The sequence below is a fragment of the Cutibacterium sp. LaCa_89 genome (assembly GCF_058177555.1).
In genome coordinates, this window is the sequence record NZ_CP190889.1 from 2,245,703 (window position 1) to 2,269,018 (window position 23,316).

General features: G+C 64.2%; 19 protein-coding genes. 7 read left to right on the forward strand and 12 right to left on the reverse strand.

Features of this window, described 5'->3' with window-relative positions; genetic code table 11:
* Positions 1 to 102: 102 nt before the first annotated feature.
* From ACP8LP_RS10330 to ACP8LP_RS10355, 6 genes are all read right to left on the reverse strand, one after another.
* A complete protein-coding gene (locus ACP8LP_RS10330) occupies positions 103 to 564 on the reverse strand; it encodes a heat shock protein transcriptional repressor HspR (RefSeq protein WP_016666224.1) in 462 nt (153 codons plus the stop codon).
* Position 565: 1 nt separating this feature from the next.
* Entirely contained in the window at positions 566 to 1,708 is a 1,143-nt protein-coding gene (dnaJ, locus tag ACP8LP_RS10335) for a molecular chaperone DnaJ (RefSeq protein WP_016666225.1), read from the reverse strand.
* Positions 1,709 to 1,783: 75 nt separating this feature from the next.
* The gene (locus ACP8LP_RS10340; RefSeq protein ID WP_484483144.1) at positions 1,784 to 2,434 is read right to left on the reverse strand and encodes a nucleotide exchange factor GrpE; all 651 of its coding nucleotides are present in this window, start codon (positions 2,432 to 2,434) and stop codon (positions 1,784 to 1,786) included.
* A 92-nt stretch (positions 2,435 to 2,526) separates the two neighbouring features.
* Entirely contained in the window at positions 2,527 to 4,380 is a 1,854-nt protein-coding gene (gene dnaK, locus ACP8LP_RS10345) for a molecular chaperone DnaK (RefSeq protein ID WP_016666227.1), read from the reverse strand.
* 306 nt (positions 4,381 to 4,686) lie between these two features.
* The gene (locus ACP8LP_RS10350) at positions 4,687 to 4,920 is read right to left on the reverse strand and encodes a hypothetical protein (protein WP_016666228.1); all 234 of its coding nucleotides are present in this window, start codon (positions 4,918 to 4,920) and stop codon (positions 4,687 to 4,689) included.
* Complete coding sequence (locus tag ACP8LP_RS10355; protein WP_279186964.1) at positions 4,917 to 6,062, reverse strand: inorganic phosphate transporter; 1,146 nt, start codon at positions 6,060 to 6,062, stop codon at positions 4,917 to 4,919. Before ACP8LP_RS10355 ends, ACP8LP_RS10350 begins: the two co-directional genes overlap by 4 nt.
* A gap of 422 nt (positions 6,063 to 6,484) precedes the next feature.
* Between ACP8LP_RS10355 and ACP8LP_RS10360 the strand changes: the two genes are divergently transcribed.
* The 3 genes from ACP8LP_RS10360 (at position 6,485) to deoC (ending at position 9,471) form a co-directional block, all read left to right on the forward strand.
* Positions 6,485 to 7,216, forward strand: coding sequence for a response regulator transcription factor (locus ACP8LP_RS10360; protein ID WP_036975505.1), 732 nt, complete (start codon positions 6,485 to 6,487; stop codon positions 7,214 to 7,216).
* A gap of 115 nt (positions 7,217 to 7,331) precedes the next feature.
* Entirely contained in the window at positions 7,332 to 8,744 is a 1,413-nt protein-coding gene (locus tag ACP8LP_RS10365; RefSeq protein WP_279186963.1) for a sensor histidine kinase, read from the forward strand.
* 52 nt (positions 8,745 to 8,796) lie between these two features.
* The gene (deoC, locus tag ACP8LP_RS10370; protein ID WP_279186962.1) at positions 8,797 to 9,471 is read left to right on the forward strand and encodes a deoxyribose-phosphate aldolase; all 675 of its coding nucleotides are present in this window, start codon (positions 8,797 to 8,799) and stop codon (positions 9,469 to 9,471) included.
* A gap of 223 nt (positions 9,472 to 9,694) precedes the next feature.
* On the opposite strand, the gene ACP8LP_RS10375 is transcribed toward deoC, so the two are convergent.
* The 5 genes from ACP8LP_RS10375 to ACP8LP_RS10395 all read right to left on the reverse strand — a co-directional run bounded on the left by ACP8LP_RS10375 (position 9,695) and on the right by ACP8LP_RS10395 (position 16,814).
* Positions 9,695 to 10,417, reverse strand: a complete 723-nt coding sequence (locus ACP8LP_RS10375; protein WP_016666233.1) for a ThuA domain-containing protein — start codon at positions 10,415 to 10,417, stop codon at positions 9,695 to 9,697.
* Between the two features lie 78 nt (positions 10,418 to 10,495).
* Positions 10,496 to 10,879: a phosphoglycerate dehydrogenase gene (locus ACP8LP_RS10380; RefSeq protein WP_334354801.1), complete on the reverse strand. Its 384-nt coding sequence runs from the start codon at positions 10,877 to 10,879 to the stop codon at positions 10,496 to 10,498.
* 365 nt (positions 10,880 to 11,244) lie between these two features.
* A complete protein-coding gene (locus tag ACP8LP_RS10385; protein WP_334353468.1) occupies positions 11,245 to 12,711 on the reverse strand; it encodes an FHA domain-containing protein in 1,467 nt (488 codons plus the stop codon).
* Between the two features lie 176 nt (positions 12,712 to 12,887).
* The gene (gene ppdK, locus ACP8LP_RS10390; protein WP_484483145.1) at positions 12,888 to 15,539 is read right to left on the reverse strand and encodes a pyruvate, phosphate dikinase; all 2,652 of its coding nucleotides are present in this window, start codon (positions 15,537 to 15,539) and stop codon (positions 12,888 to 12,890) included.
* A 390-nt stretch (positions 15,540 to 15,929) separates the two neighbouring features.
* Positions 15,930 to 16,814 (reverse strand): pyruvate, water dikinase regulatory protein, encoded by an 885-nt coding sequence (locus tag ACP8LP_RS10395; protein ID WP_016666237.1) that lies wholly within the window; start codon positions 16,812 to 16,814, stop codon positions 15,930 to 15,932.
* Positions 16,815 to 17,026: 212 nt separating this feature from the next.
* Here ACP8LP_RS10395 and ACP8LP_RS10400 point away from each other — a divergent pair, with 212 nt between their 5' ends.
* The 4 genes from ACP8LP_RS10400 to scpC all read left to right on the forward strand — a co-directional run bounded on the left by ACP8LP_RS10400 (position 17,027) and on the right by scpC (position 21,554).
* Positions 17,027 to 18,028, forward strand: coding sequence for a class I SAM-dependent methyltransferase (locus ACP8LP_RS10400; protein WP_334354798.1), 1,002 nt, complete (start codon positions 17,027 to 17,029; stop codon positions 18,026 to 18,028).
* A gap of 64 nt (positions 18,029 to 18,092) precedes the next feature.
* Positions 18,093 to 18,950: a phosphoserine phosphatase SerB gene (serB, locus tag ACP8LP_RS10405; protein ID WP_036976287.1), complete on the forward strand. Its 858-nt coding sequence runs from the start codon at positions 18,093 to 18,095 to the stop codon at positions 18,948 to 18,950.
* Positions 18,951 to 18,967: 17 nt separating this feature from the next.
* On the forward strand, positions 18,968 to 19,762 hold the full coding sequence (locus ACP8LP_RS10410) for an aldose epimerase family protein (RefSeq protein ID WP_036976289.1): 795 nt from the start codon (positions 18,968 to 18,970) through the stop codon (positions 19,760 to 19,762).
* A gap of 277 nt (positions 19,763 to 20,039) precedes the next feature.
* Positions 20,040 to 21,554 (forward strand): succinyl-CoA:acetate CoA-transferase ScpC, encoded by a 1,515-nt coding sequence (gene scpC, locus ACP8LP_RS10415; RefSeq protein WP_016666242.1) that lies wholly within the window; start codon positions 20,040 to 20,042, stop codon positions 21,552 to 21,554.
* Positions 21,555 to 21,800: 246 nt separating this feature from the next.
* Here the strand turns inward: scpC and ACP8LP_RS10420 are convergent, their stop codons facing one another.
* Positions 21,801 to 23,201 carry an amidase gene (locus ACP8LP_RS10420; protein WP_484483146.1) on the reverse strand — a complete coding sequence of 467 codons (1,401 nt, stop codon included), beginning with the start codon at positions 23,199 to 23,201 and terminating at the stop codon, positions 21,801 to 21,803.
* Positions 23,202 to 23,316 lie beyond the last annotated feature (115 nt).

Consider the following 23,316-nt stretch of genomic DNA (forward strand, 5'->3'; position numbering starts at 1 on the left):
CCGGTTGTCCGCCCCTCACAGCGGTATTCCGGTCTGATGTCAGCGGATTCACGGCGGCCAGAACGGACTTCCCGCGCGAGATCGCAACCACCCCAAGGGCTCTCAGCCTCGGTGCGCGGGCAATGCCAATTGGGCGTGGACGACCGTCCTACCCATGTGGACCCGACCGGTGGACTCGGCCGTGAACACCCGCGCATCCTCACTACCCTGGAACCTGGCAGCCTGCATTCCACGCACGGTGTCGGTGAGCTGATCGACCTGGTCGGACAACTGCTCGATACGACGCTCCATCTCGAGGATGCGCCTGATCCCGTTGAGGTTGATCCCCTCTTCCTGGGACAGGTGCTGAACCATCCGCAGGGCGGCGACGTCACGCATGGAGTACCGACGACCCCGTCCACGGGTTCGCTCCGGGATGACCAGCCCGAGCCGGTCGTAGGTGCGCAGGGTCTGCGGGTGCATCCCGGCCAGCTCGGCAGCCACCGAGATGGGGAAGATGGCGGCGTCCTTGTCGATCACCGCCAGATCGACAGCGTCGGACAGCTTCCTGCTGCGCCGTGCCATCTCACCTCACCTCCCACGGCCTCGGGTTGGGTTGCCGGACGACGTCACGGAACCCCTCCAAGGCATGTCGCGCGTCATCGTCAAGTTTCTCGGGGACGACGATCTCGACGGTAGCGAGCAGGTCTCCCTTGCTGCCGTCGGCGCGCGGCACGCCACGACCACGCACCCGGAAGGTCCGGCCGCTGGGCGTCCCTGCGGGGACCCGCAGACGAACGGTACTTCCGGCCAGGGTCGGCACCTCGACCTCGGCGCCGAGAGCAGCCTCCGGGAAGGTCACCGGCACGTCGACGGTGAGGTTGTTGCCGTCACGTCCGAAGACCTTGTGCGGACGCACCGTCACCTTGACGTACAGGTCGCCGGCCCTGCCGCCGTTCTCGCCCGGGGAACCCTTGCCCTTGATGCGGATGCGCTGGCCGTCCTCCACGCCGGCAGGAATCCGGATCTGCATGGACTTGGTGGACTTGGCGCGACCCGATCCGTGGCACACCTGGCAAGGATCCTCGACAACCATTCCTCGCCCTTGGCAATCCGGGCAGGGCTCAGTCATCTCGAAGACGCCACCCGCCGAGGTCGCATGCATACCCGATCCCTGACAGGTCGAGCACACCCTCGGCACGGTTCCGGCCCTGGCACCAGTTCCCCGGCACGCCTGGCAGGGAGCCTGGGAGACCATGTCCATGGTGACGGTCGTCCCGGACACGGCGTCGTCGAAGGAAATCGTCGTCTCTCCCTCGACGTCGGCACCACGACGAGCAGCCCTGGTCGTGGTGCGGCGTCCACCGGTGGCCCCGAAGAGATTTCCGAAGAGGTCTCCAAATCCGTCGCCGTTGGAGGCGGTACGAATGAAGTCCTCGACGTTGACGTTCGGTTGAGCGCCACCACGCGGGAACCCGAATCGGCTGGCCGTTCCGAAGAGGCTGCGAGCCTGGTCGTACTCCTTGCGCTTCTTGACATTGGACAGCACGTCGTTGGCCTCGGAGGCCTCCTTGAAACGAGCCTCGGCAGCCTTGTCACCGGGGTGGGAGTCGGGATGGTTGTCCCGGGCGATCTTGCGGAACGCCTTCTTGATCTCCTCGGGCTTCGCGTCCTTGGAGACACCGAGGACCTTGTAGTAGTCCTTCTCGGCCCAGTCCTTGGTACTCATCTGGTTCCTCCCTCCCTGATCATCGCGGGTTCTTCCGGTCTGCGGTCATGGCCGCCTTCTTCGATGCGTGTCGTCTCAGTCGCTGTCAGCCTCGGGGGCCTGCTCCCCCGACCCCTCAGCCTTCGACTCCCCGGGCTTGGTATTCGGGTCCGGATCGGAGACCGCCACGCGCGCCGGACGCAGGACACGATCACCGAGCTTGTAGCCAGGCTGCATCACCTGGCTGACGGAGGTGACGGTGGCCCCCTCCATCGGCATCTGCATGAGAGCCTCGTGGAGATTCGGGTCGAAGGCGTCACCCACCTCACCGAAGCTGCTCAAACCATGGGTGTTGGCCACCTTCTCGAGCTCATCGACGACGAGCTTGAAGCCGCCCTCGACCTCACCGTGCTGGCGAGCCATGGCGATCGAGTCCAGGACCGGCATGAGGTCGGTGATGACCTTGTCGACGCCGGACTGTCGCGACAGTGCACGGTCACGGTCGACGCGCCTCTTGTAGTTCACGTACTCGGCCTGCAGACGCTGCAGATCCTCGGTGCGCTCGGCCAGCAGGGCCTCCAGCTGGGCCTCCCGAGACATCTCCTCAGGGGCCTGCGAGTCGGCGGTCGGTTGGTCATCGTCGATGTCGACGCCATCGACGATGTCGGCGAAACGCTCCTCGACGTTCTCGCCAGCCTGGTTGTCGTCGGCCTGGTTGTCATCGGGATTGACGTTCTTGTCAGTCATCTGTCTTCCTCCACGTGGGTGCCGACCGCCGGGCCGTCATGATTGGCGACCCGGCGGTCGATGCGGGGTTTGGGGTCAGGCCGTGGCCCCGGTCACTTCTTGTCGTCCTCGTCGTCCACGATCTCCGCATCCACGACGGTGTCGTCGCCGGACTCAGAGGTGGCCGACTCGGCGCCCTCTCCCTGCGGGTTCTGGGCCTGGGCCTGCTGGGCAGCGGCGTAGATCGCCTGGCCCATGGCCGACGCCTTCTGGTTCAGGTCGTCCATGGCGGCCTTGACCTCGTCGTCGTTGTCGGTGCCCTTGAGGGTCTCCTTCAACTTGGCGATGGCCTCGGTCACCGGAGTCTTGGTGTCCTCAGGGATCTTGTCACCGTTCTCGTCGAGCAACTTCTCAGTGCGGAAGGCCAGGGCGTCGGCCTCGTTGCGCATCTCGACAGCCTCGCGACGCTTCTTGTCGGCGTCGGCGTTGGCCTCGGCCTCCTTGACCATCCGATCGATCTCGTCCTTGCCCAGGGCGGAGCCGCCGGTGACAGTCATGGACTGCTCCTTGCCGGTGGCCATGTCCTTGGCGTGAACGTGGACGATGCCGTTGGCGTCGATGTCGAAGGACACCTCGATCTGCGGGATGCCGCGCGGCGCGGGCATCAGACCGGTCAGCTCGAAGTTACCCAGCGGCTTGTTGTCGCGAACGAACTCGCGCTCGCCCTGGAAGACCTGGATCATCACCGACGGCTGGTTGTCCTCAGCAGTGGTGAACACCTCGGAACGCTTGGTCGGGATGGTGGTGTTGCGCTCGATGATCTTCGTCATGACACCACCCTTGGTCTCGATACCGAGGCTCAGTGGGGTGACGTCGAGAAGCAGTACGTCCTTGACCTCGCCCTTCAGCACACCAGCCTGCAGGGAAGCACCGAGAGCCACGACCTCATCAGGATTGACGCCCTTGTGCGGCTCCTTGCCGGCGAGCTCCTTGACGAGCTCGGAGACGGCGGGCATACGAGTCGAACCACCAACGAGGATGACCTCGTCAATCTGCGAGACGTTGAGGCCGGCATCCTTCATGACGGCGTTGAACGGGGTGCGGCAACGCTCGAGGAGGTCGGAGGTCAGGCGCTGGAACTCGGCTCGGGTCAGCTTCTCGTCGAGGTGGAGTGGGCCAGCGGCACCAGCGGTGATGTACGGCAGGTTGATGTGGGTCTCGGAGGCCTGCGACAGCTCGATCTTGGCGCGCTCGGCAGCCTCCTGCAGACGCTGCTTGGCCATCTTGTCGGCACCCAGGTCGATGCCGTTGGCGTTCTTGAACTGGGTGACCAGCCAGTCAACGATGCGCTGGTCCCAGTCGTCACCACCGAGATGGTTGTCACCGTTGGTGGCCTTCACCTCGAAGACACCGTCAGAGATGTCGAGCAGGGAGACGTCGAAGGTGCCGCCGCCGAGGTCGAAGACCAGGACGGTCTGCTCCTTGTCAGCCTTGTCGAGGCCGTAGGCCAGGGCAGCAGCGGTGGGCTCGTTGACGATGCGGTCAACGGTCAGACCTGCGATCTCGCCGGCCTCCTTGGTGGCCTGCCGCTGGGCGTCGGAGAAGTAGGCCGGGACGGTGATGACAGCGTTGGTGACCGGCTCACCGAGGTAGGCCTCGGCATCCCTCTTCAACTTCTGCAGGATGAAGGCGCTGATCTGCTGCGGCTTGTAGGTCTTGTCGTCGACGCCCATCGTCCAGGACTCGCCCATGTGGCGCTTGACGGATCGGACGGTGCGATCAACGTTGGTGACGGCCTGACGCTTGGCGACCTCGCCCACGAGGGTCTCACCCGAATTGGTGAAGGCGACCACCGACGGGGTGGTACGAGCACCCTCGGCGTTCGGGATGACGGCGGGCTCGCCGCCCTCGAGGACGGCGACGCACGAGTTGGTGGTTCCGAGGTCGATACCGACTGAACGAGCCATGATTGGTTTCCTCCTGATGGACGAATGTTCCGGGAAAGTATCCCCTTGAGCGACTTCGACTCAACCGTAGACCCTGAGTCGCTGTCACTCAAGTTGACGTCAGCTCATTTTTGAATGAAATTGAGTTCACCAGACTCAACCCATGAGAGAGCAGATCTATTCCCTCCCCGTGGACGATGCGCCGACCACCCCGAGGCCCCCACAACGAACCCGAGCCGCTCCCGGCGACAACGCTCCAGAGATGAAAAACACCGGACGGCGAACCGTCCGGCATCCTTCTCCGCACTCGTCAGCGCAGACCAGTGATCAGTGGAAGTACGGAATGAGCAGATAGAGGCCATACAGAACGACGAGCCCTGCGATGGCGATGGCCGTCCACCCGAGAGCAACGAGCCCAGCAGCCCCGTCACCTCCAGCCTCGGTGCGCGCATGAGCACGATCAAGCATCAGTGCGCCGCCCGAGACGACGGAGACGATGAGGACGGTGGTCGCAACCGTGACGATGGACACCAGTCCGAGTGAGGCCCAGTCAATGTTCATGCTGCAGTCCCTCCGGCGATGGCCGAGCCCTTGCGGACGCCGACCTGAGTGGAGTCGTTGACGTTGTTGTGGTCAACCTTGTGGTGGTTGGCCTGGCGGACGATGCCGGCGGCCATCACGGCCAGCAGGACGAGGTCGATGACGACACCCCAGGCGCCGGCACCGGCGATAGCCGAGGTGATGGCACCGACGAGAGCGGCAGCCGGCAGGGTGACCAACCAGGCGATGACCATCTTCCCGGCGGTGGCCCAGCGCACCTCGGTGCGGCGTCCGATTCCCGAGCCGAGAATCGAGCCGGAGCAGACGTGGGTGGTCGACAGGGCGAAGCCCAAATGCGAGGAGGCCAGGATGGCGGCCGTGGACGCCGTCTCGGCTGCGAACCCCTGCGGGGACTCGATGTCACACAGCCCCTTGCCCATGGTGCGCATGATGCGCCAGCCACCGGAGTAGGTACCAAGACCAATGGCACAGCCGGCGGCCAGGATGACCCACCATGCCGGGCCGGTACCCGAGGCCTGGTAGCCAGCGGCGATGAGGACCAAGGTGATGACGCCCATCGTCTTCTGGCCATCGGAGGTGCCATGAGCCAGGGCGACCATCGACGCCGAGACCCTCTGACCATTGAGGAACATCCGCGAGGAGTGATGGGCGGTGTGATCCGTGATGCGATACGCCAACCAGGTCGCCAGCAGAGCTGCAATTCCGGCAACGAACGGTGCCACCAGGGCCGGCAGGATGATCTTGCTCATGATCTTGCCGGCGTGGATGCCGCTCATGCCAGCCTCGACGAGGACGGCACCGATGAGGCCACCGAAGAGAGCGTGGGAGGAGCTGGACGGCAGACCGAACAGCCAGGTCGCGAGGTTCCAGATGATCGCGCCTATCAGACCGGCGAAAACCATCGGAGCAGTGACGAGTTGGTCATTGACGATGCCACCGGAGATCGTCTTGGCGACCTCGGTCGACAGGCAGGCACCAATGACGTTGAGGACGGCCGCAATGATGACGGCCACCTTGGGCTTGAGTGCTCCGGTTGCCACCGACGTCGCCATCGCGTTGGCTGAGTCGTGGAAGCCGTTGGTGAAGTCGAATGCCAGCGCCGTCACGACGACGATAACCACGATTAACAGAGTCGAACTCATGCAAGATCCTTCGTGCGGGCCGTAGCGCCCCCGGACGGCGAGCTGGGATCCCCCACTCCTCACCAGAGCGGGGCGGACGGCCGACCAGAACCCGGGAGCAGTTCCGGCCATCTGACACGTTACGCCCAGTGAGCCTACGTTCGCGCGGCAGGCTCCCCACAAGCAACGACAAGGTGAACAATTTCACCGTCACTGCACAACCACGACAAAGTGTGCTTTCCGTGTACATGCATCCCACTAGGAACCGCGAAACCGCACCAAGACGTCAACGCGCACTCATGTTAACGAAGAATTCACCCCACCCTCCATCACAAACACATGCTCGCACCTCAGGCTGCGCACATCCACCTCCGATATGACTCACAGGACCAGCACAGCTACAACACACCCGATACGAGCTTCCGTCGTGGAACCCTTAATTCATGGCAATCCCACCGCAACCTCCCAGACTTACTCGAGCTGACGGGTCTCCCATCCGTGTTCTGGCTGTCGACGACGAGCCCAGCCTCACCGAGCTGCTCTCCATGGCCATGCGTTACGAGGGATGGGACGTCACCACCGCTGATTCCGGCGTTCACGCCGTCCGCGAGGCAAAGGCCACGCGCCCCGACGTCATCGTCCTCGACATGATGCTCCCCGACTTCGACGGCCTCGAGGTCATGCGCCGTATTCGCATGGATCAGCCCAACGTCCCGGTCATCTTCCTCACCGCCAAGGACGCCGTCGGCGACCGCATCGCCGGACTCACCGCTGGCGGCGACGACTACGTCACCAAGCCCTTCTCCCTGGAAGAGGTCATCGCTCGGTTACGCGCTCTGCTGCGCCGCTCGGGTGCAACCGAGCCCAAGTCCGACTCCACCCTGACCGTCGGCGACCTCACCCTCGACGAGGACTCCCACGAGGTGCGCCGCGCCGGCGAGGAGATCCACCTAACAGCAACTGAGTTCGAGCTGCTGCGTTACCTCATGCGTAATCCCAAACGAGTGCTCTCCAAAGCCCAGATCCTCGACCGGGTGTGGAACTACGACTTCGGTGGACAGGCCAACGTCGTCGAGCTATACATCTCCTACCTGCGCAAGAAGATCGACAAGGGACGCGATCCCATGATCCACACCATGCGTGGTGCGGGTTACGTTCTCCGACCTGCTGCGTGACAATGGCCAGGTGACCTCTCCCAACTCACCCGCAGACAGCCATGCGCCGGATCCATGCTGCGACGAAACACCGGAGGTCAGGTCGACAATCCACGACACCTGGCTGGATCATCCCATGGGTCGGCACACACTAGGGCGTCAGCTCGTCGTCCGAGTGCTCGCCATCATCAGTGTGCTGGCCGTCGTGCTGGGAGGGGTGACGATCTGGGGAACGCATCAGATCCTCACGGATGGCCTTGACGAGCAGGTGATGGCGGCGGCCCACCGCCAGGAGGCGAACCCCATCGGATTGCCTGGGCCGACAGCCGGTGACGTGCTGGGAATCCAGGCGGGCACCATCTTCGCTGTCAAGGCCGATGGCGTCTGCCTCATGACGACCGTGACAGAAGGTGCCGTCCTCACCAAGTACTGCAACGCCGATGCCGGTGAACTGCTCGCCGTGCGTCAGGACAGCCGTCCCCACGACCTCAGCGGGAACAATGGCACCGAGTACCGCGCATTGGCGGAGACACGTGACAATGTCACCTACGTCGTCGCCCTGCCGCGGACACGACTTCTCAACGCCATCGAGAGGCTGTTGGCCCTCGAGGTCACCATCACTCTCCTGGCATTGGCCGTGGGATTCTTCGCGACGCGCGCCGTCGTCACCAAGTCCCTGCGTCCCCTCAACCAATTGGCCTCGACGGCGACGGTGGTCTCCGAGATGGACCTCGGCAGCGGCGAGGTCAACCTGCCGATCCGAGTCGATCCGGCACTGACTGATCCTCGCAGCGAGGTGGGGCAGGTGGGTCATGCCCTCAACCACATGCTCAACAATGTCGAGGGCGCGTTGGAGTCTCGTCAACAGTCCGAGGTCAAGGTGCGTCAATTCGTCGCAGACGCCTCGCACGAGTTGCGCAATCCGTTGGCATCCATCCGTGGCTACGCCGAACTGACGAGACGACGGCGCGGCGAACTGTGCCCCGAAAGCCAGTTCGCGATGGATCGCATCGAATCTGAGGCGACGAGGATGAGCGCCCTCGTCGAGGACATGCTGCTGCTGGCTCGTCTGGACAATGACCAGAAACTTGAGCTGGCCCCCATCGACCTGGTCGAGGTCGTTCTCAACGCGGTCTCCGATGCCCAGGCAGCCGGGTCGGACCACATCTGGACCCTCGACGTACCCAACGAGGAAATCACGGTGATGGCTGATGCTGACCGGATCATGCAGGTTGTCGTCAATGTGCTGTCGAACGCCCGAAAGCACACACCTGCAGGAGTGACGGTGCACACCACCGTCACTGTCCACGACGGGCGGGCCGTCGTCACCATCGCCGACAACGGACCGGGCATTCCGGAGTCGGTGCGTCCCCTGATCTTTGAGCGATTCTCCCGGGCAGATGCGTCCCGCACTGCGTCGAAGGAAGGATCAACGGGATTGGGCATGTCCATCGTCGCAGCCGTCATGGTTGCTCATCAGGGCACTGCCAAGGTGGATTCGACGAACAAGGGGACGACGGTCACCCTGACCCTGCCATTGGTCGCCTGAGGACGAGGCGTCCGGATAGGGTGGATGCACTTGTTCCAGAGAAGGAGTTGGCATGTCCCCTGCCCCGCTGTCTGCCACCAAGCTGGCCGGCATGATCGATCACACCCTGCTGACCCCGGAGGCCACTCACGACGACGTCGCCAAGCTGGTCGGCGAGGCCAAAGAGTACGGCACCTGGTCGGTGTGTGTGTCGCCGTCGATGCTGCCGCTGAACCTCGACATGGCTGACGTGAAGCTGGCTGCGGTGTGCGGGTTTCCGTCGGGCAAACACACCAGCGCGGTGAAGGTGGCCGAGGCCCATGACGTCATTGCCGCCGGCGCCGACGAGGTCGACATGGTCATCAACCTCGGCATGGTGAAGGAGGGACGTTGGGAGGACGTCACCGCTGACATCGCTGCCGTCAAGCAGGCTGTTCCGGATCCGAAGATCCTCAAGGTCATCATCGAGTCGGCCGTGCTGACCGATGACGAGATCGTTCGCGCGTGCAAGGCCGCCGAGGGGGCTGGAGCCGACTTCGTCAAGACCTCGACGGGATTCCACCCGAAGGGCGGTGCAAGTGTCGAGGCTGTCAGGCTCATGGCCGCCACCGTGGGTGGTCGCCTGGGGGTCAAGGCTTCGGGTGGCATCCGCGATTACGAGACGGCCTGCGCGATGGTCGAGGCCGGTGCAACCCGTCTCGGCGTCTCGTCGACCGCCAAGATCCTCGCCGGAGCCCCCAAGGAGTGACGACGCTCGCGGCGTGTTCTCGCTGATGACCGGGACGGGTCGGTGAGATCCGGCCCCTGTCATGCCCGGGACCGTGGGGACGCGGTGTGTCGGCTACGGAAACTGCCAGCTGCACTTGTTCCGCCACCTGACCACTCACGCGCTCCACCTGGGTTTCGAGGAGGGATGACGTTGGGGAGGAGCGAACGGTGGGAATAACCGCCGGCTTCCTTCTCGTCCGGACTCAGACCATCTGGGGCTCCGGGCTCACCTGCGCAGCGGCCTGTGCAGCAGCCTCGCGACGCTTCCAGTTCAGCAACCAGGACACCTCGTTGCACAACAACTGACGTCGTGACGCCGAGTAGTACGACCTCGACGAGTGACCCAGCCCGTCGTAGACGACGTTGTTGCCCATCACCCAACACATCGCTTGGAATTCCTCGCCCGTCTCGTGGAAGAGCAGCGGGGTCGCAAGCGGGTTGATGTCCAGGTCGGAGAAACGCTCGTCATAGACGACCACCTGCTCGACGCCGCGCAGAATGGGATGGTCCGCAGCCTCGGGTACAGGCTCGAAAACGGCGTAGGAACGCTCCGGGTGCCCGCTGACCCCCAGCACCCACTTGCCCCCGAGAACGGACGGCCACAGGTCCCAGTCACAGAAGGTGTTGCAGGCGGTGTGCAGACCGAGGATCGGCTTGCCAGCTTCGTGGTGCTCCAGAATCTTGTTGTGGGCACGGGACCATTCGGGAATGTAATCCCATTCCTCCTCCGGATCGCCGCCACCGGTGTTGACGATGAGCAGATCCGCGTCAGCGAGGTGGTCCAGGGCCTCTGGCTCAGAGCGCCTCACCTCCACCTGGTGACCACGCTCGGTCAAGATCTGGGAGACGGCCTCGGAGGTCGCGTCGAAGTCATGGATGTCGTCGGCGTAACGCCCAGCCCCCGACAAAACGAGAATGTGTCCCATCGGATTTCCTTCCTGATCCTGGGTAGACCCAAAGGATCACACTAGGAGACTAATCCGCCGAGGACGAACTCAGTGACGTCACAGCTTGTTTTCGAAATTGCCTCCAGACGCCAGCACGGTCACGTTCTTGACGATGAGTTCGTCGGCACCCAGGGGACGTCCGCCGGCAGAGTGAGGCGTGATGATGACGCTCCGAACCCCCAGAGGAGCACATTGGCGTCCAACAAGGTCGTCATCGAGCCGCCCCGATGGGGCCGGGACCGCCCAGGTAACGAGCACCTCAGCATCCAGCTGCTCATCCGGAATCGCTGAGCTGGCGTCGTACACCACCGCCTCGACCCCGCCAGGAAGGTGAGGATCCAAGATCATCAAATCGGGGAGAAGGGCCTTCATGGCGCCATCGCACCTTCCACGCTCAGCTCCCGCTCCGAAACCCTGCAGGATGCGCAGGATGAGCGGCATGATCGGTGCCCAGATACCAATGGTGTAGCAACTGGAGATGAGACCGATTCAGAAGGTCACAGTTTCCATCAGGAACAGCGTGACGATCATGACCCCATTACGGCCCGTCTGGTCGCCAAAACCGGGCCAAGAAGAGACTTCCAAGCGGACAGGCCGCGAAACTGACGGCGCATGACCCCGTCGCGTCTGACTGAGATTTATGACGCGATGACCCGAGTGCTTCCTCCCCTGCTCCCTGCCGGAATGACGGTGTCACGCATAGAATCCTCGGATTGACCGGGCGTACGCCTTCTTACGGTGCTGACCATGACAAAGGGCCCCCGCGGATTCCTCTCGGGGGCCCTGATGGCTGGTGGACTCGTTTGTCAGCCTTGGTAGGTCTCAATGGTGATGACGACGCCGTCACCCAGATCGACGGCATCACCGATGGCCAGGTCGATCGTCTCACCACTTTCCAATCGCAACGGGTCCTGGCCGATGCGGCGAACGACGGTGCCGTTCGTGGAATGCATGTCAGTGACCTCGATCCCCCACTGCCCCAAAGCGAACTTCACGTGGGTACGGCTGATGTCCTGGCCAGGAGACGGAACGCGCATGATCTCCTCGCCATTCTCGGCCCGCGGGGCACGCCCGACGAGAACCGCACCCTTGAGATGGGTGGCCTCTCCGGTCGTCGAAACCAGGGTGGCAGCCGCGGGATCTGACGGCGGGGACAGTCGACGGATCGCCGAGGCCGACGCGCCGCGCCAGTCCCCGTCGTACCGCGAGTCGCTCTGAGACTGCTCGGGAGGCACGGGCTGTTCCGACTGCTCTGTCTGCTGAGGCTGCTGGGGTACTGCCCCCGGAGCAAGTGCGGAGACGACGCCCTCGGGCTCGGGCTGCACTCCCACCGGCTGAGTACCGGTGTGCACCTCGTCATCGCCTCCCAGGCCGTCGTCCTGAGCGCGGACTGGCGCAATGTCCTCACGAGCGACCGCGGTCTCAACGGACTCCGGCTCGGCGGCTCGGGCCGGGACGGGGCTCACGGGTTCGTCGATGTCCGGGGCCACCTCGTCACCATCACTCACCACGTCCTCGTCAGGCACGACAGGCTCAGCCGGAATCGGAACTCCGGTCAGCGCGGACTCAGCAACCGGCTCCGGCACGACAACCGGGTCGGGAGCCTCACCTGGTGCCGGAACCTCGACGAATCCGGGCGCATCTTCGTCGTCTGGCTGCCACTCCTGATCGGTGAGCTCGCGAGCTTCCTCGGTGGCCTCCGAATCGTCGGCCCCCCGCTCCTCAGGCTCCGGAGTCCACGGTTTGAGGGCGTCGTCGGAACTCGCCAACACCCGCGGACGGTGAACCTCGCCGCCCTCCCGAACGACGAAAGGCTCAACCTTGCCGGTCGCGTCGATGATGATCTTGCTCGCCTGGGCAACCCCCAGCAGCAACGGCATGGACAGCCGCTGCTCGGCCTCTTCCATCTCGACGACGACGGTCGATGGGTCGAGCTTCTTCTCGCTCCACGTCAACAGACCGTCGCCATGGTTGACGACCTCACCGGTGGAGGCATCCTTGACAACGACCTGACCGCGGGCCATGGAGAACATCTCGCCGTCGACCCAGAAGAACAAGCCCAGGCTCGGCATCTTCGCCAGCCCGATGAGCGACAACGTCTCCACGAGCGACTGGGGATCATCGGCCTCGGCCACCTGCCGCCAGATGGACGACACCAATCCGGAATGGCGCGGCGCAGCCGGCTGCATGATGACGAGGCTGCTCGGCCCGGCCAGCACCACCCAGGAACCAGGGGTGTAGGTGGCACGCCAGGCACCGAAAGTCTGGGACATTGATCCTCCAGAGGTCGAGGCACGATTGTGGCCATTATTCCGCGGACATGGAGTTGAAGTCGACAAAACTCCCCGATCGCACACGTATTGAGGAGTATGCAATGACATATTGCGGCCCCTCCACCGCGGTGGAGGGGCCGCAATTTCACATCAGTGACGTGATGGAGCCCTCAGACTCACTTCTCCTTTTGGGAGATGACGGCCTGGGCCGCGGCGAACCGAGCGATCGGCACACGGAACGGCGAGCAGGACACGTAGTCGAGCCCGGTCTTGTTGAAGAAGTGGATCGAGTCAGGATCACCACCGTGCTCACCACAGACGCCCACGTTCAACTGCGGGTTGGTCTTGCGACCCTTCTCGACGGCCCCGGCGACGAGCTGGCCGACACCCTCCTGGTCGATCGAGGCGAACGGGTTGTCCTTGAGGACCTTGGTACGCAGGTACTCGGTGAGGAAGCCGTTCTCGGCATCGTCACGGGAGATGCCCAGGGTGGTCTGGGTCAGGTCGTTGGTGCCGAAGCTGAAGAAGTCGGCAACCTCGGCGATCTTGTCGGCGACCAGGGCGGCACGCGGCAGCTCGATCATGGTGCCGATCTTGACGTCGACCTTGGTGCCGGCGGCCTCGAACTCCTCGTCAATGGCCTGCTGGACGATGCGACGATGGGTCTCGAGCTCGATCGGGGTGAAGACCAGCGGGATCATGATGTTGATCTGGACGGTTTCCCCCTCCTTCTTGAGCACCGCCAGGACAGCGCGGATGATGGCGCGAGCCTGCATGTCGGGAATCTCCGGGTACAGCATGCCGAGGCGGCAGCCACGGGTACCGAGCATCGGGTTCTGCTCGTGCAACTTCTTGACCTGGGCGAGCAGACGACGCTCCTTGTCGAGCTCGTTCGGATCAGCGCCCTGATCCTCCAACTTCTGGACCTTGAGGGACTGCTCGACGAGGTTCGGCAGGAATTCGTGGAGCGGCGGGTCGAGAAGACGGACGGTGACGGGCAGGCCCTTCATCGCCGTGAAGATGCCCTCGAAGTCGCCCTGCTGCATCGGCAGGATCTTGTCGACGGCAGCCTGGCGCTCCTCCGGGGTGTCCGCGGTGATCATCTCGTGCATGGCAGGCAGACGATCGGCACCGAAGAACATGTGCTCAGTACGACACAGGCCGATGCCCTCAGCACCCAGCTCACGAGCCTTCGCTGCGTCGGTGGCGTTGTCGGCGTTGGCCTCGACGCCGAGATGACGGATCTCGTCGGCCCAGGAGAGGACCTCCTCGAAGTCGGCGTTGATCTGCGGCGGGATGAGCGGCAGGCCCGCAGCGAAGACCTCACCGGTCGAACCGTCGAGGGTGATCATGTCGCCCTCGTGGATGACGGTGTCACCGATCGTCAGGGTGGCGGCCTTGGCATCGATCTTGATGCCACGAGCACCAGCGACACAGGGCTTGCCCATGCCACGGGCGACCACGGCTGCGTGGGAGGTCATGCCACCGTGGGCAGTCAGGACGCCCTGGCTCACGATGACGCCGTGGATGTCATCAGGGGTGGTCTCGAAGCGGATGAGGACGACCTTCTCGCCCTTGGCGCCACGCTCAGCAGCGACGTTGGCGTCGAAGACGGCCTCACCAACGGCGGCACCCGGGGAGGCAGGGAGGCCCTCGGCGACCGGCTGCTCGGTGTGGTTCGGGTCGATGGCCTCGTGCAGCAACTGATCGAGCTGTGCGGGCTCGATCCGCATGAGGGCCTCTTCCTTGGTGATGACGCCCTCGGCGACGAGGTCACGGGCCACCTTGAGAGCAGCAGCGGCGGTGCGCTTGCCGTTACGGGTCTGCAGCAGGTACAGCTTGCCGTTCTCGACGGTGAACTCCATGTCCTGCATGTCGCGGTAGTGCGACTCCATCTTCTTCATGGTGTCGATGAGGTCGCGGTATGCCTCCGGCAGCACTTCCTCCATCTCGGCGAGGGAGCGCGGGGTGCGAATGCCGGCGACGACGTCCTCGCCCTGGGCGTTGACGAGGAACTCACCGTAGAGCTCCTTGGCGCCGGTGGCGGGGTTACGGGTGAAACAGACACCGGTGGCGGAGGTGTCACCACGGTTACCGAACACCATCTGCATAACGTTGACGGCGGTACCGAGGTCGTCCGGAATCTTGTTGGCCTTGCGGTAGACGAAGGCGCGCGGGTTGAGCCAGGAACGGAAGACGGCATCGACGGCGCGCATCAGCTGCTCGCGCGGATCCGTCGTCCAGTTGCCTCCGAGCTGTTCGTTGGACAGCTTCTTGAAGGTGTCGACCAGGCCCTTGAGATCATCAGCAGTCAGATCCGTGTCGGACTCGACGCCCTTCTCCTCCTTGAGAGCGGTCAGGGCATCCTCGTAGACGTGGGCGTCAATGCCCTCGACGACCTCGCCGTACATCTGGATGAAGCGGCGGTAGCAGTCCCAGGCGAAGCGCTCATTGCCGGCCTCCTTGGCGACGGCCTCGACGGTGTCGTCGGAAATACCGAGGTTGAGGATGGTGTCCATCATGCCGGGCATCGAAATGACGGCGCCGGAGCGAACCGAGACCAGGAGGGGCTTGTCGACGTCGCCCAGGCCACGACCGGTGCGCTCCTCCAGACGCTTGAGTCCGTCCCACACCTGAGAGTCGAGGCCCTCCGGCCACTCTCCCTTCCTCGTCATGGTGTCCACGCAGGCTTCAGTGGTGACGGTGAATCCGTCAGGCACCGGGACGCCGAGACGCGTCATCTCGGCAACTCCTGCGCCCTTGCCGCCGAGCAGCGGCTTCATCTCCGCGCTGCCCTCGGACAAGTCATACACGTAACGGTCAGTCATGACTGATCTCCTTCGATCTGTGTCAGCCAGTTCATCGATTCACGGCGTTCGGACCCGTGCGACTGCGCAATGAGCCCGAGGCCCAGCCCACCATAGGGCCGGATATCGTCATTCTCTCACGCTCGCGTCCCATTTTCACGAGTAGGAGCAACCAAGGATGACGAAGTAACTCATGTCTCGTCCGGGCTCGCCGGAGCGGGGCGCGACATATCTCCCACCTTTGTCGCAGATGCTTCCCGACTATTTTCCTCGAGCCGCGGATTCTGATACCCGGCCAGCGACACGATGCCTCCCACAACCAACAAGACCAGCATCTAAGACGGGCAAGGGACAACGACGTGACCTGGGGCAAGCCAAAACCGCTGGCCGTCCCCGATCATCCTCGGGTGATCAAGGTCTAGTGCGATAGGACCCTGCCGGCTTGCGCAACCTCGTCCCGGCCGTCTTGGCTCTCTGGTCGACGATGTCGATGACCTTCGTCGCGGACTCCTCCAGGGCCAGACCCGTGGTGTCGATGATGGGGCAACCCAGTCGTCGCTGGATCCTGCCAACCTCGTCCAGCTCGTCGTAGATCGCGGCGAGGTCGGCGTAACCGTCCTCATTGCCGAAACCTCCCAGCCCGCGGACCCGACGTCCACGGATCTCCAGCAGCCGCTGGGCGTCGATCGTCAAGCCGACGATGCGCCAACGATCGACCGCCGCCAACTCGACTGGCGGGGCGATCCCGGGTACGAGCGGGACATTGACGGTCTTGTAGCCGAGGTAACCCAGGTAGATCGACAGCGGTGTCTTGCCCGAGCGGCTCACACCCACCAGGCAGATGTCCGCCTCGGTCAGGCGATCGGGGATGGCGCCGTCATCATTACGAACCGCGAACTCCATGGCGGAGATACGGGTGAAGTAGTCGGCCTCAACGCCCACGGGACGACGTGGGACGGCGTCGGCGTCAAGGCCAGAAGCCTCCTCCATCGCGTCGAGCATGGGGCCCATGAGGTTGACCTCGCGGATACCCATTTCCTCGCAGGCATCGGTGACCATGTGGCGCATGTCGGGCAGCACGAGGGTGTGCACCACGCACACCCACTGCCCCGCGTCATGGGACTCCTTGACGGCCTCCAGGGCCGCAACCATTTCCGGAACGGTACCGATCATGGGATGGCGCACGATGTGCCAGTGGACCCCTTCGAACTGGCTGCGGGCGGCGCGGGCTAACCGAACGGCGGTCTCACCCGTCGAATCGGCGATGACGTGAATTTCCAGGGGCGACTCTGCCATGTCGCCATCCTAGAGCGGGGCCGGTATCGATTGAGTACTCGGGTTTGATACACGGAGCTGCCAAAAAATGCCCATGTCAACGTCACCATCGCCTGTTTGGACCGTTTTCTGGCAGCTCCGTGTAGTCATCGCAGGTATGACCATCCTCCGGCACACCTGTTGCGTCCATCTCTCGGCTGTGTCCGGCACCTGTGGTCTGGGAGACTGCCACCATGGACGCCGCCACCCTGGACCCCGTTGACGAACTCATCGTCGCCGAATCACCGCTGGCCAAGGCTGTGTGGGTGCTGGGTCGCCCTTCCTTGGTGCCAGTATCCGGCAAAGGCGCCACGGCGTGGTCTGACGACTGCCGCGACCTCACCGCGATCCCTGAGGGTATTCGCCTCAACCCTCTGACGACAGAGGAATGCAGCACCCCGGTGGTGTGGATGGGCCTGCCCTCCAGTCTTGACGAACTCGACGAACTGCTCGGTATTCTCTGGCGACTTCTCGGACCCGATGCCCACATCGTCGCAGGCGGACGCATCAAGCACATGGCCCGGTCCATGAACGACGTCGCTGCCCGCTGGTTCGACGACGTCCACGCCAGCCTCGGAGTACGCAAGGCCCGAGTGCTGCACTTCTCGTCTCCTCGGGAGCACCCGGCCGTCACTGGGGAATGGCCGCGCACCAACACCGTCAACGGCCTGACGGTCCGAGCCCACGGCGGCGTCTTCCACACCACAGGCCTCGACGCCGGAACGTCTCTGCTCCTCAATCACCTCGACGCCATCGCGGTCGACGTCAACACCGACGTCGTCGATCTGGGGTGCGGCAACGGCATCATCTCCGCACACCTGGCACGCAGACTCCCAGACGCTACCGTCCACGCCACCGATGTCTCCTGGCAGGCCGTCGACTCGACTCGTCTCACCGCCAGGGCGAACGGACTCGACATCGTCACCCATTGGTGTGACGGATTGTCCGTCCTGTCCGACCAGAGCGTCGACGTCGTCGTCACCAATCCGCCCTTCCATCGCGGAACCGCCCAGGACCACGCCCCGACCCTGGCCATGCTGGCCGACGCCGCTCGCGTGTTGCGACCCGGCGGCAGCCTGTGGTGTGTCTACAACAATCACCTGCCGTGGGCGTCCCATCTACGGCGCACGGTCGGGCCGACTCGCCAGGTCGCGCGGAACCGTCAGTACACCGTCACGCGGACAGTCCGCGGGTAGGCGATCATGCCGAGGAGCGGAACCCTCACCCGACGGGCCGAAACCCACCTACCGTGGTGCCATGATGAGTTCTCGCGTCATCCTCGTCAGTGACGATCGCTCCAGCCTCCGCTCCCCCGGCACCCTGCTTTGGCCCGACTCCGCCTGCATGCGCGGCATCCACACCAGTGACTGGGCCGCTCACATCTTCGAATACGCCATGTCCTTCGAGGGCAACATGACACAGGTACGCGAACTCGCCGCCCAGACCGGCGCCGGCGTCCTGCATCCCCACGGCGCCCTGGCTGTCGAGCCGCCCGGTCTCATCGTCTGTGACGTCGACTCGACGGTCACGCGCACCGAGGCCATCGACCTGCTCGCCGAGTGTGCAGGGAAGGCCGAGGAGGTCAGTGGGGTAACGGCCCGGGCGATGGCCGGAACGCTCGACTTTGCCGAGTCCCTTCACGAGCGCGTCAAGTGTCTGGAAGGTCTGCACGTCGGGGCCCTCGAGGAGGCTCGCAAGGCGACCGTCGTCACCCCGGGTGCGACGGAACTGGTGGCCGCGGCGCACGAGGTCGGCGCAGCCGTCGGGTTGGTGTCAGGAGGGTTCACGGCCCTGGTCGATCCGCTTGCTGCGGAGATCGGCGCCGATTTCTCAGCCTCCAACGAGCTCGAGATCGTCGACGACCACCTCACTGGCCGGGTTCTCGGGAACATCGTCGATCGGGCCGCCAAGGCCACCTGGCTGCGTCGTTGGGCTGAGGAGCGTGAGGTAGATCTTGAGCGAACGATCGCGGTGGGTGACGGCGCCAACGACCTCGACATGTTTGCCGCCGCCGGGCTGGCCATCGCCTTCTGCGCCAAACCTGTCGCCGTCGAGGCTGCACGAAACACCATCCGTTGTGAGCGGATCGACGCGCTTCGCGCAGTGTGGGAACGATGACCACGATCATGGGGGGCATGACCAACCTCCCCGGAATCCTTCACACCGCTCATGACGGCGCATGGCAGGTCGCAGAACACGGCTGCCAGGTGCTCGCGTGGCAGGCCGACGACAAACCCGTCATCTGGTTCGACGCCGAGCACGCCGACGAGTCCGACGCAGTCATCCGGGGAGGTGTCCCGTTGTGCACCCCATGGTTTGGCCACGGACCGAACAATGACCAGGATCCCCAGCACGGCCTGGCCCGCCGCACCGACTTCCAAGTGACGGTCGCGGAACCCCTCCACGTCGTCGGAACCGCTGAGACCGCCTCCATCGGCATTCGCCACGAGGTGGTCATGACCGACACCGCACTGCAGATGACGCTCACTCTCACCAACCACGACGAGAAGCCCCGAGTCGTCGAGGGGATGTGGCACACCTACCTGCGTGTCGGGGACGCCGACCAGGCGCGTGTCCGGGGCGTCCGCGGTGCCGACTGGCACAACTTCGCGACCGGTGACGAGGGGTCCTTCGACGCCGACGAACTCCTCATGGCCCCGGACACCGACACCGTCATCCAGGGAGTCGGGCCGGCCCCGACCCTCGTCGATCCGGTCTGGGGACGCGAAATTCACCTGACGACGACGAATTGCCCCAGCGCGGTGATCTGGAACCCACGCTCCTCGTCGGGAATCGGCGACAGCCCGACGGCTCAGGCCTGGCGCGACTTCGTGTGCGTCGAGACCGGCGTCTGCAAGGACAGTGCCGTCCCCCTCGACCCCGGCACCGACCTCGTACTGACGACGACAATCACCGTCACGAGAATGTGAGCATGGTTGCGGTCGGAGGGGCTCGATGCACGTCCACCCGAGCTGCCTCAGGCGTGTCATGCACAGTCGTGCGAGCGTGCCAGTCATCATGGACCGACAGTGCCGTTCCGAGCCCAAAAAGCAGGGGTGCCCCATCCCGCGCCAAGCACCCCCATATAAAGTGTTGTCAACGTTTCGGACCGCATTCAACGGGAACGAAAACAGTGTTTCTTCGACGGCTCACGGGTAGCGCCGTGCACCGTCACCGACAACCAGCCGCACGGCGGCAGGAGGACAGATGTCAGAGCGGATTGCGAACGCAGCCCTGCGTCAGAAGGTGATGAGCGCGGACGACGCGGCTGCGCTCATCAATGACGGTGACCAAATCGGATTCGGTGGATTCACTGGGTCGGGCTACCCCAAGGCACTTCCGGGTGCCCTGGCCAAGCGCATCAAGGAATCCCACGATCGCGGCGAGAAGTTCACCGTCAACGTCTTCACCGGAGCCTCGACCGCTCCCGAACTCGACGGCGCCCTCGCCTCCGTCGATGGCATCGGCTGGCGCATGCCATACCAGTCCGATCCCCAGATGCGAGGCAAGATCAACGACGGCACATCCTTCTACACCGACATTCACCTGTCGGAGTCGGGCATGATGGTGCGTCAGGGCTTTTTCGGAAAGGTCGACTACGCCGTCATTGAGGCCACCCGAATCACTGAGGATGGGGACGTCGTCCTCACCTCCTCGGTCGGTAACAACGTCGTGTACTGTGACGTCGCCGACAAGATCATCATCGAGGTGAACTCGTGGCAGTCCGAGGACCTCGAGGGAATGCACGACATCTACGGTGGGTTCGCGCTTCCTCCGAACCGAGTGCCCATCCCGATCACCCACCCCGGTGACCGGATCGGTGACAAGTTCCTCCACGTCCCCCAGAACAAGGTCGCGGCGATCATCGAGACCGATGGCCCCGATCGCAACACCCCGTTCAAGCCGATCGATGACGACTCCCGCAAGATCGCCGGGTTCCTCCTCGACTTCTACGACCACGAGGTCAAGCAGGGACGCATCCCCAAGAACCTGCTTCCGCTGCAGTCGGGCGTGGGCAACATCCCGAACGCTGTTCTTGACGGCCTGCTCCACTCCGACCTCGAGCATTTGACCTCCTACACCGAGGTCATCCAGGACGGCATGATCGACCTCATCGATGCCGGGAAGCTCGACGTCGCCTCGGCCACCGCTTTCTCGCTGTCCCCCGAGTACGCGCACAAGATGAACGAGAACGCGGCCTTCTACCGCGATCACATCATCTTGCGCCCCCAGGAGATCTCGAACCACCCAGAGGTCATTCGCCGCCTCGGTGTCGTCGGCGCCAACGGCATGATCGAGGCCGATATTTATGGCAACGTGAACTCGACCCACGTCATGGGCTCGCGCATGATGAACGGCATCGGCGGATCCGGCGACTTCACCCGCAACGCCTACATTTCGGCGTTCGTGTCTCCGTCGACGGCCAAGGGCGGCGCCATCTCGGCGATCGTCCCGATGGTCTCTCACGTCGACCACACTGAGCACGACGGCATGGTCATCATCACCGAGCAGGGCATCGCCGATCTGCGTGGTCTGGCACCGCGTCAGCGCGCCCCGAAGATCATCGAGAACTGCGCCCACCCGGACTACCGTCCGATGCTGATGGACTACTACGAGCGTGCACTGCGTGACTGCAAGTTCAAGCACACCCCGCACCTCCTCGGCGAGGCGTACTCGTGGCACACCCGGTTCCTCGAGACCGGCACTATGAAGGAGAGCTGAGCTCGCTGACCCTACGATCGCCCCGGGACCATCGTGGTTCTGGGGCGATCTTTGTGCGCGGTGCGTGTAGCAGGTGACGATTTTGTCACGCCGGACAAGGTGTGGGCCAGGCGCCACCACGTAGGCCGCTGTACGGCAGCAAGCGTCTCAAACTCGGTGACAAAACTCCCGCTTCACCCGGTGGGCAGGCACCGTGGTGCTGACAGCATGGGTGAAGCGGGAGTTTTGTTCACCCGGAGAGTCTGCTCACCGAGGATTGTCGTCGCGCGCAGCTTCCAGGGCGCATCCGAGCGCCAGCAGAGTGGCTTCGTCGTACATCTGACCGCCGATCATGATGCCGACCGGCAGCTCGACACCGCCGACGTGTGTGGTGTGCAGTGGCAAGCTCATCGCCGGACGACCAGTGATATTCCACAGGCTCGTCCATGGGGTGAAGCGGCATTGCGCGTCGAAATCTGCCGATGGATCGTTGTCATTGCGCAAAGCTCCGACCGGCAGGGGTGGCTGAGCAAGCGTGGGGCTGACGATGACGTCAAACCTCTGCCACTGCTGCCCGACGTGACGCGCCACCATCTGGATACCGGCCAAGGCCTCAGCCAGCTCGACTCCGGTGCGCCTTCGCCCCTGCGCACGTAACCACCTGGACATCGGGGTGCACAATTCCTCACGTTCCGGAGGCACCGGGATCGCAGCTGCGCCCACCTCCCACACACACTGGAAGGATCCCCACTCCTCGGGGCCGAAAGGGGCACCTGTCTGTTCGACGATGTGACCCATCGACTCCAGGGTGGCGGCCGTCCGGTCCAGCGCCGCCAGGATGTCCGGGGCAACCTCGGTATCAGCAATGACGGGTTCGCGCAGGATCCCGACGTGTAGCCGTCTCAGGCCCCGGTCGCAGGCCGACAGATAGGACTCAGTCGGAGCGGGGGCATGGTAGGGATCTCCGGGCCACGGTCCGGACAGTGCGTCGAGGGCAGCAGCGGTGTCACGGACCGTGCGGGTCAGTACCCCGCCGCTCACCAGCCCAGGACCGTCAATCCCGTAAGGCCCGGCCGAGACCCGGCCTCGGCTGGGCTTGAGACCAACGACCCCGCAGCAAGAAGCCGGAATACGAATCGAGCCGCCACCATCGGATCCTTGGGCGATGGGTACCTCACCAGCCCCAACCGCAGCCGCGGCGCCGCCAGAGGACCCTCCCGCCATTCGGGTGTGGTCCCATGGGGTGACGGTGGGTTCGCGTCCGTCCGGTTCGGTGTAGCAAGGAAGTCCGAACTCGGGAGCGGCGGTCGTCCCGATCGGGATGGCTCCGGCAGCCCTGAGCCGCGTGACAATGCCGTCTTCGTGGTCTGGCAGAGCCCCACCCACGGCCCGACTACCGATGGCTCGGGGCGCGCCAGCTAACGCGTTGAGGTCCTTGATCGGACAGGGGACGCCGAACAGCGGACCAGGACGGATGTGTCCAGCATCACGTTGACGCTGGAGCTCACGCGCGGCGAGTCGGGCGCCATCATCGTCGATCCAGGTCCAGGCATGGCACTCATCGGCGTGTGCCGCTTCCAGGGCAGCGTCGACGACCTCAACGATCTCGACGTCACCAGCGGCGATGCGGGTGGAGGTTTCCAGGGCGGTCAATGGGTTCATGGTCATGGTCCTACCACCTTCGGGGTCTCGCCATGCCGGTCCTGCATTCATGCGCACATGTCCCGGCGGTGGCACAACAACCTGCCCACCTAGGGCCCCTGGTCAGCAGTTACGTCTAGGC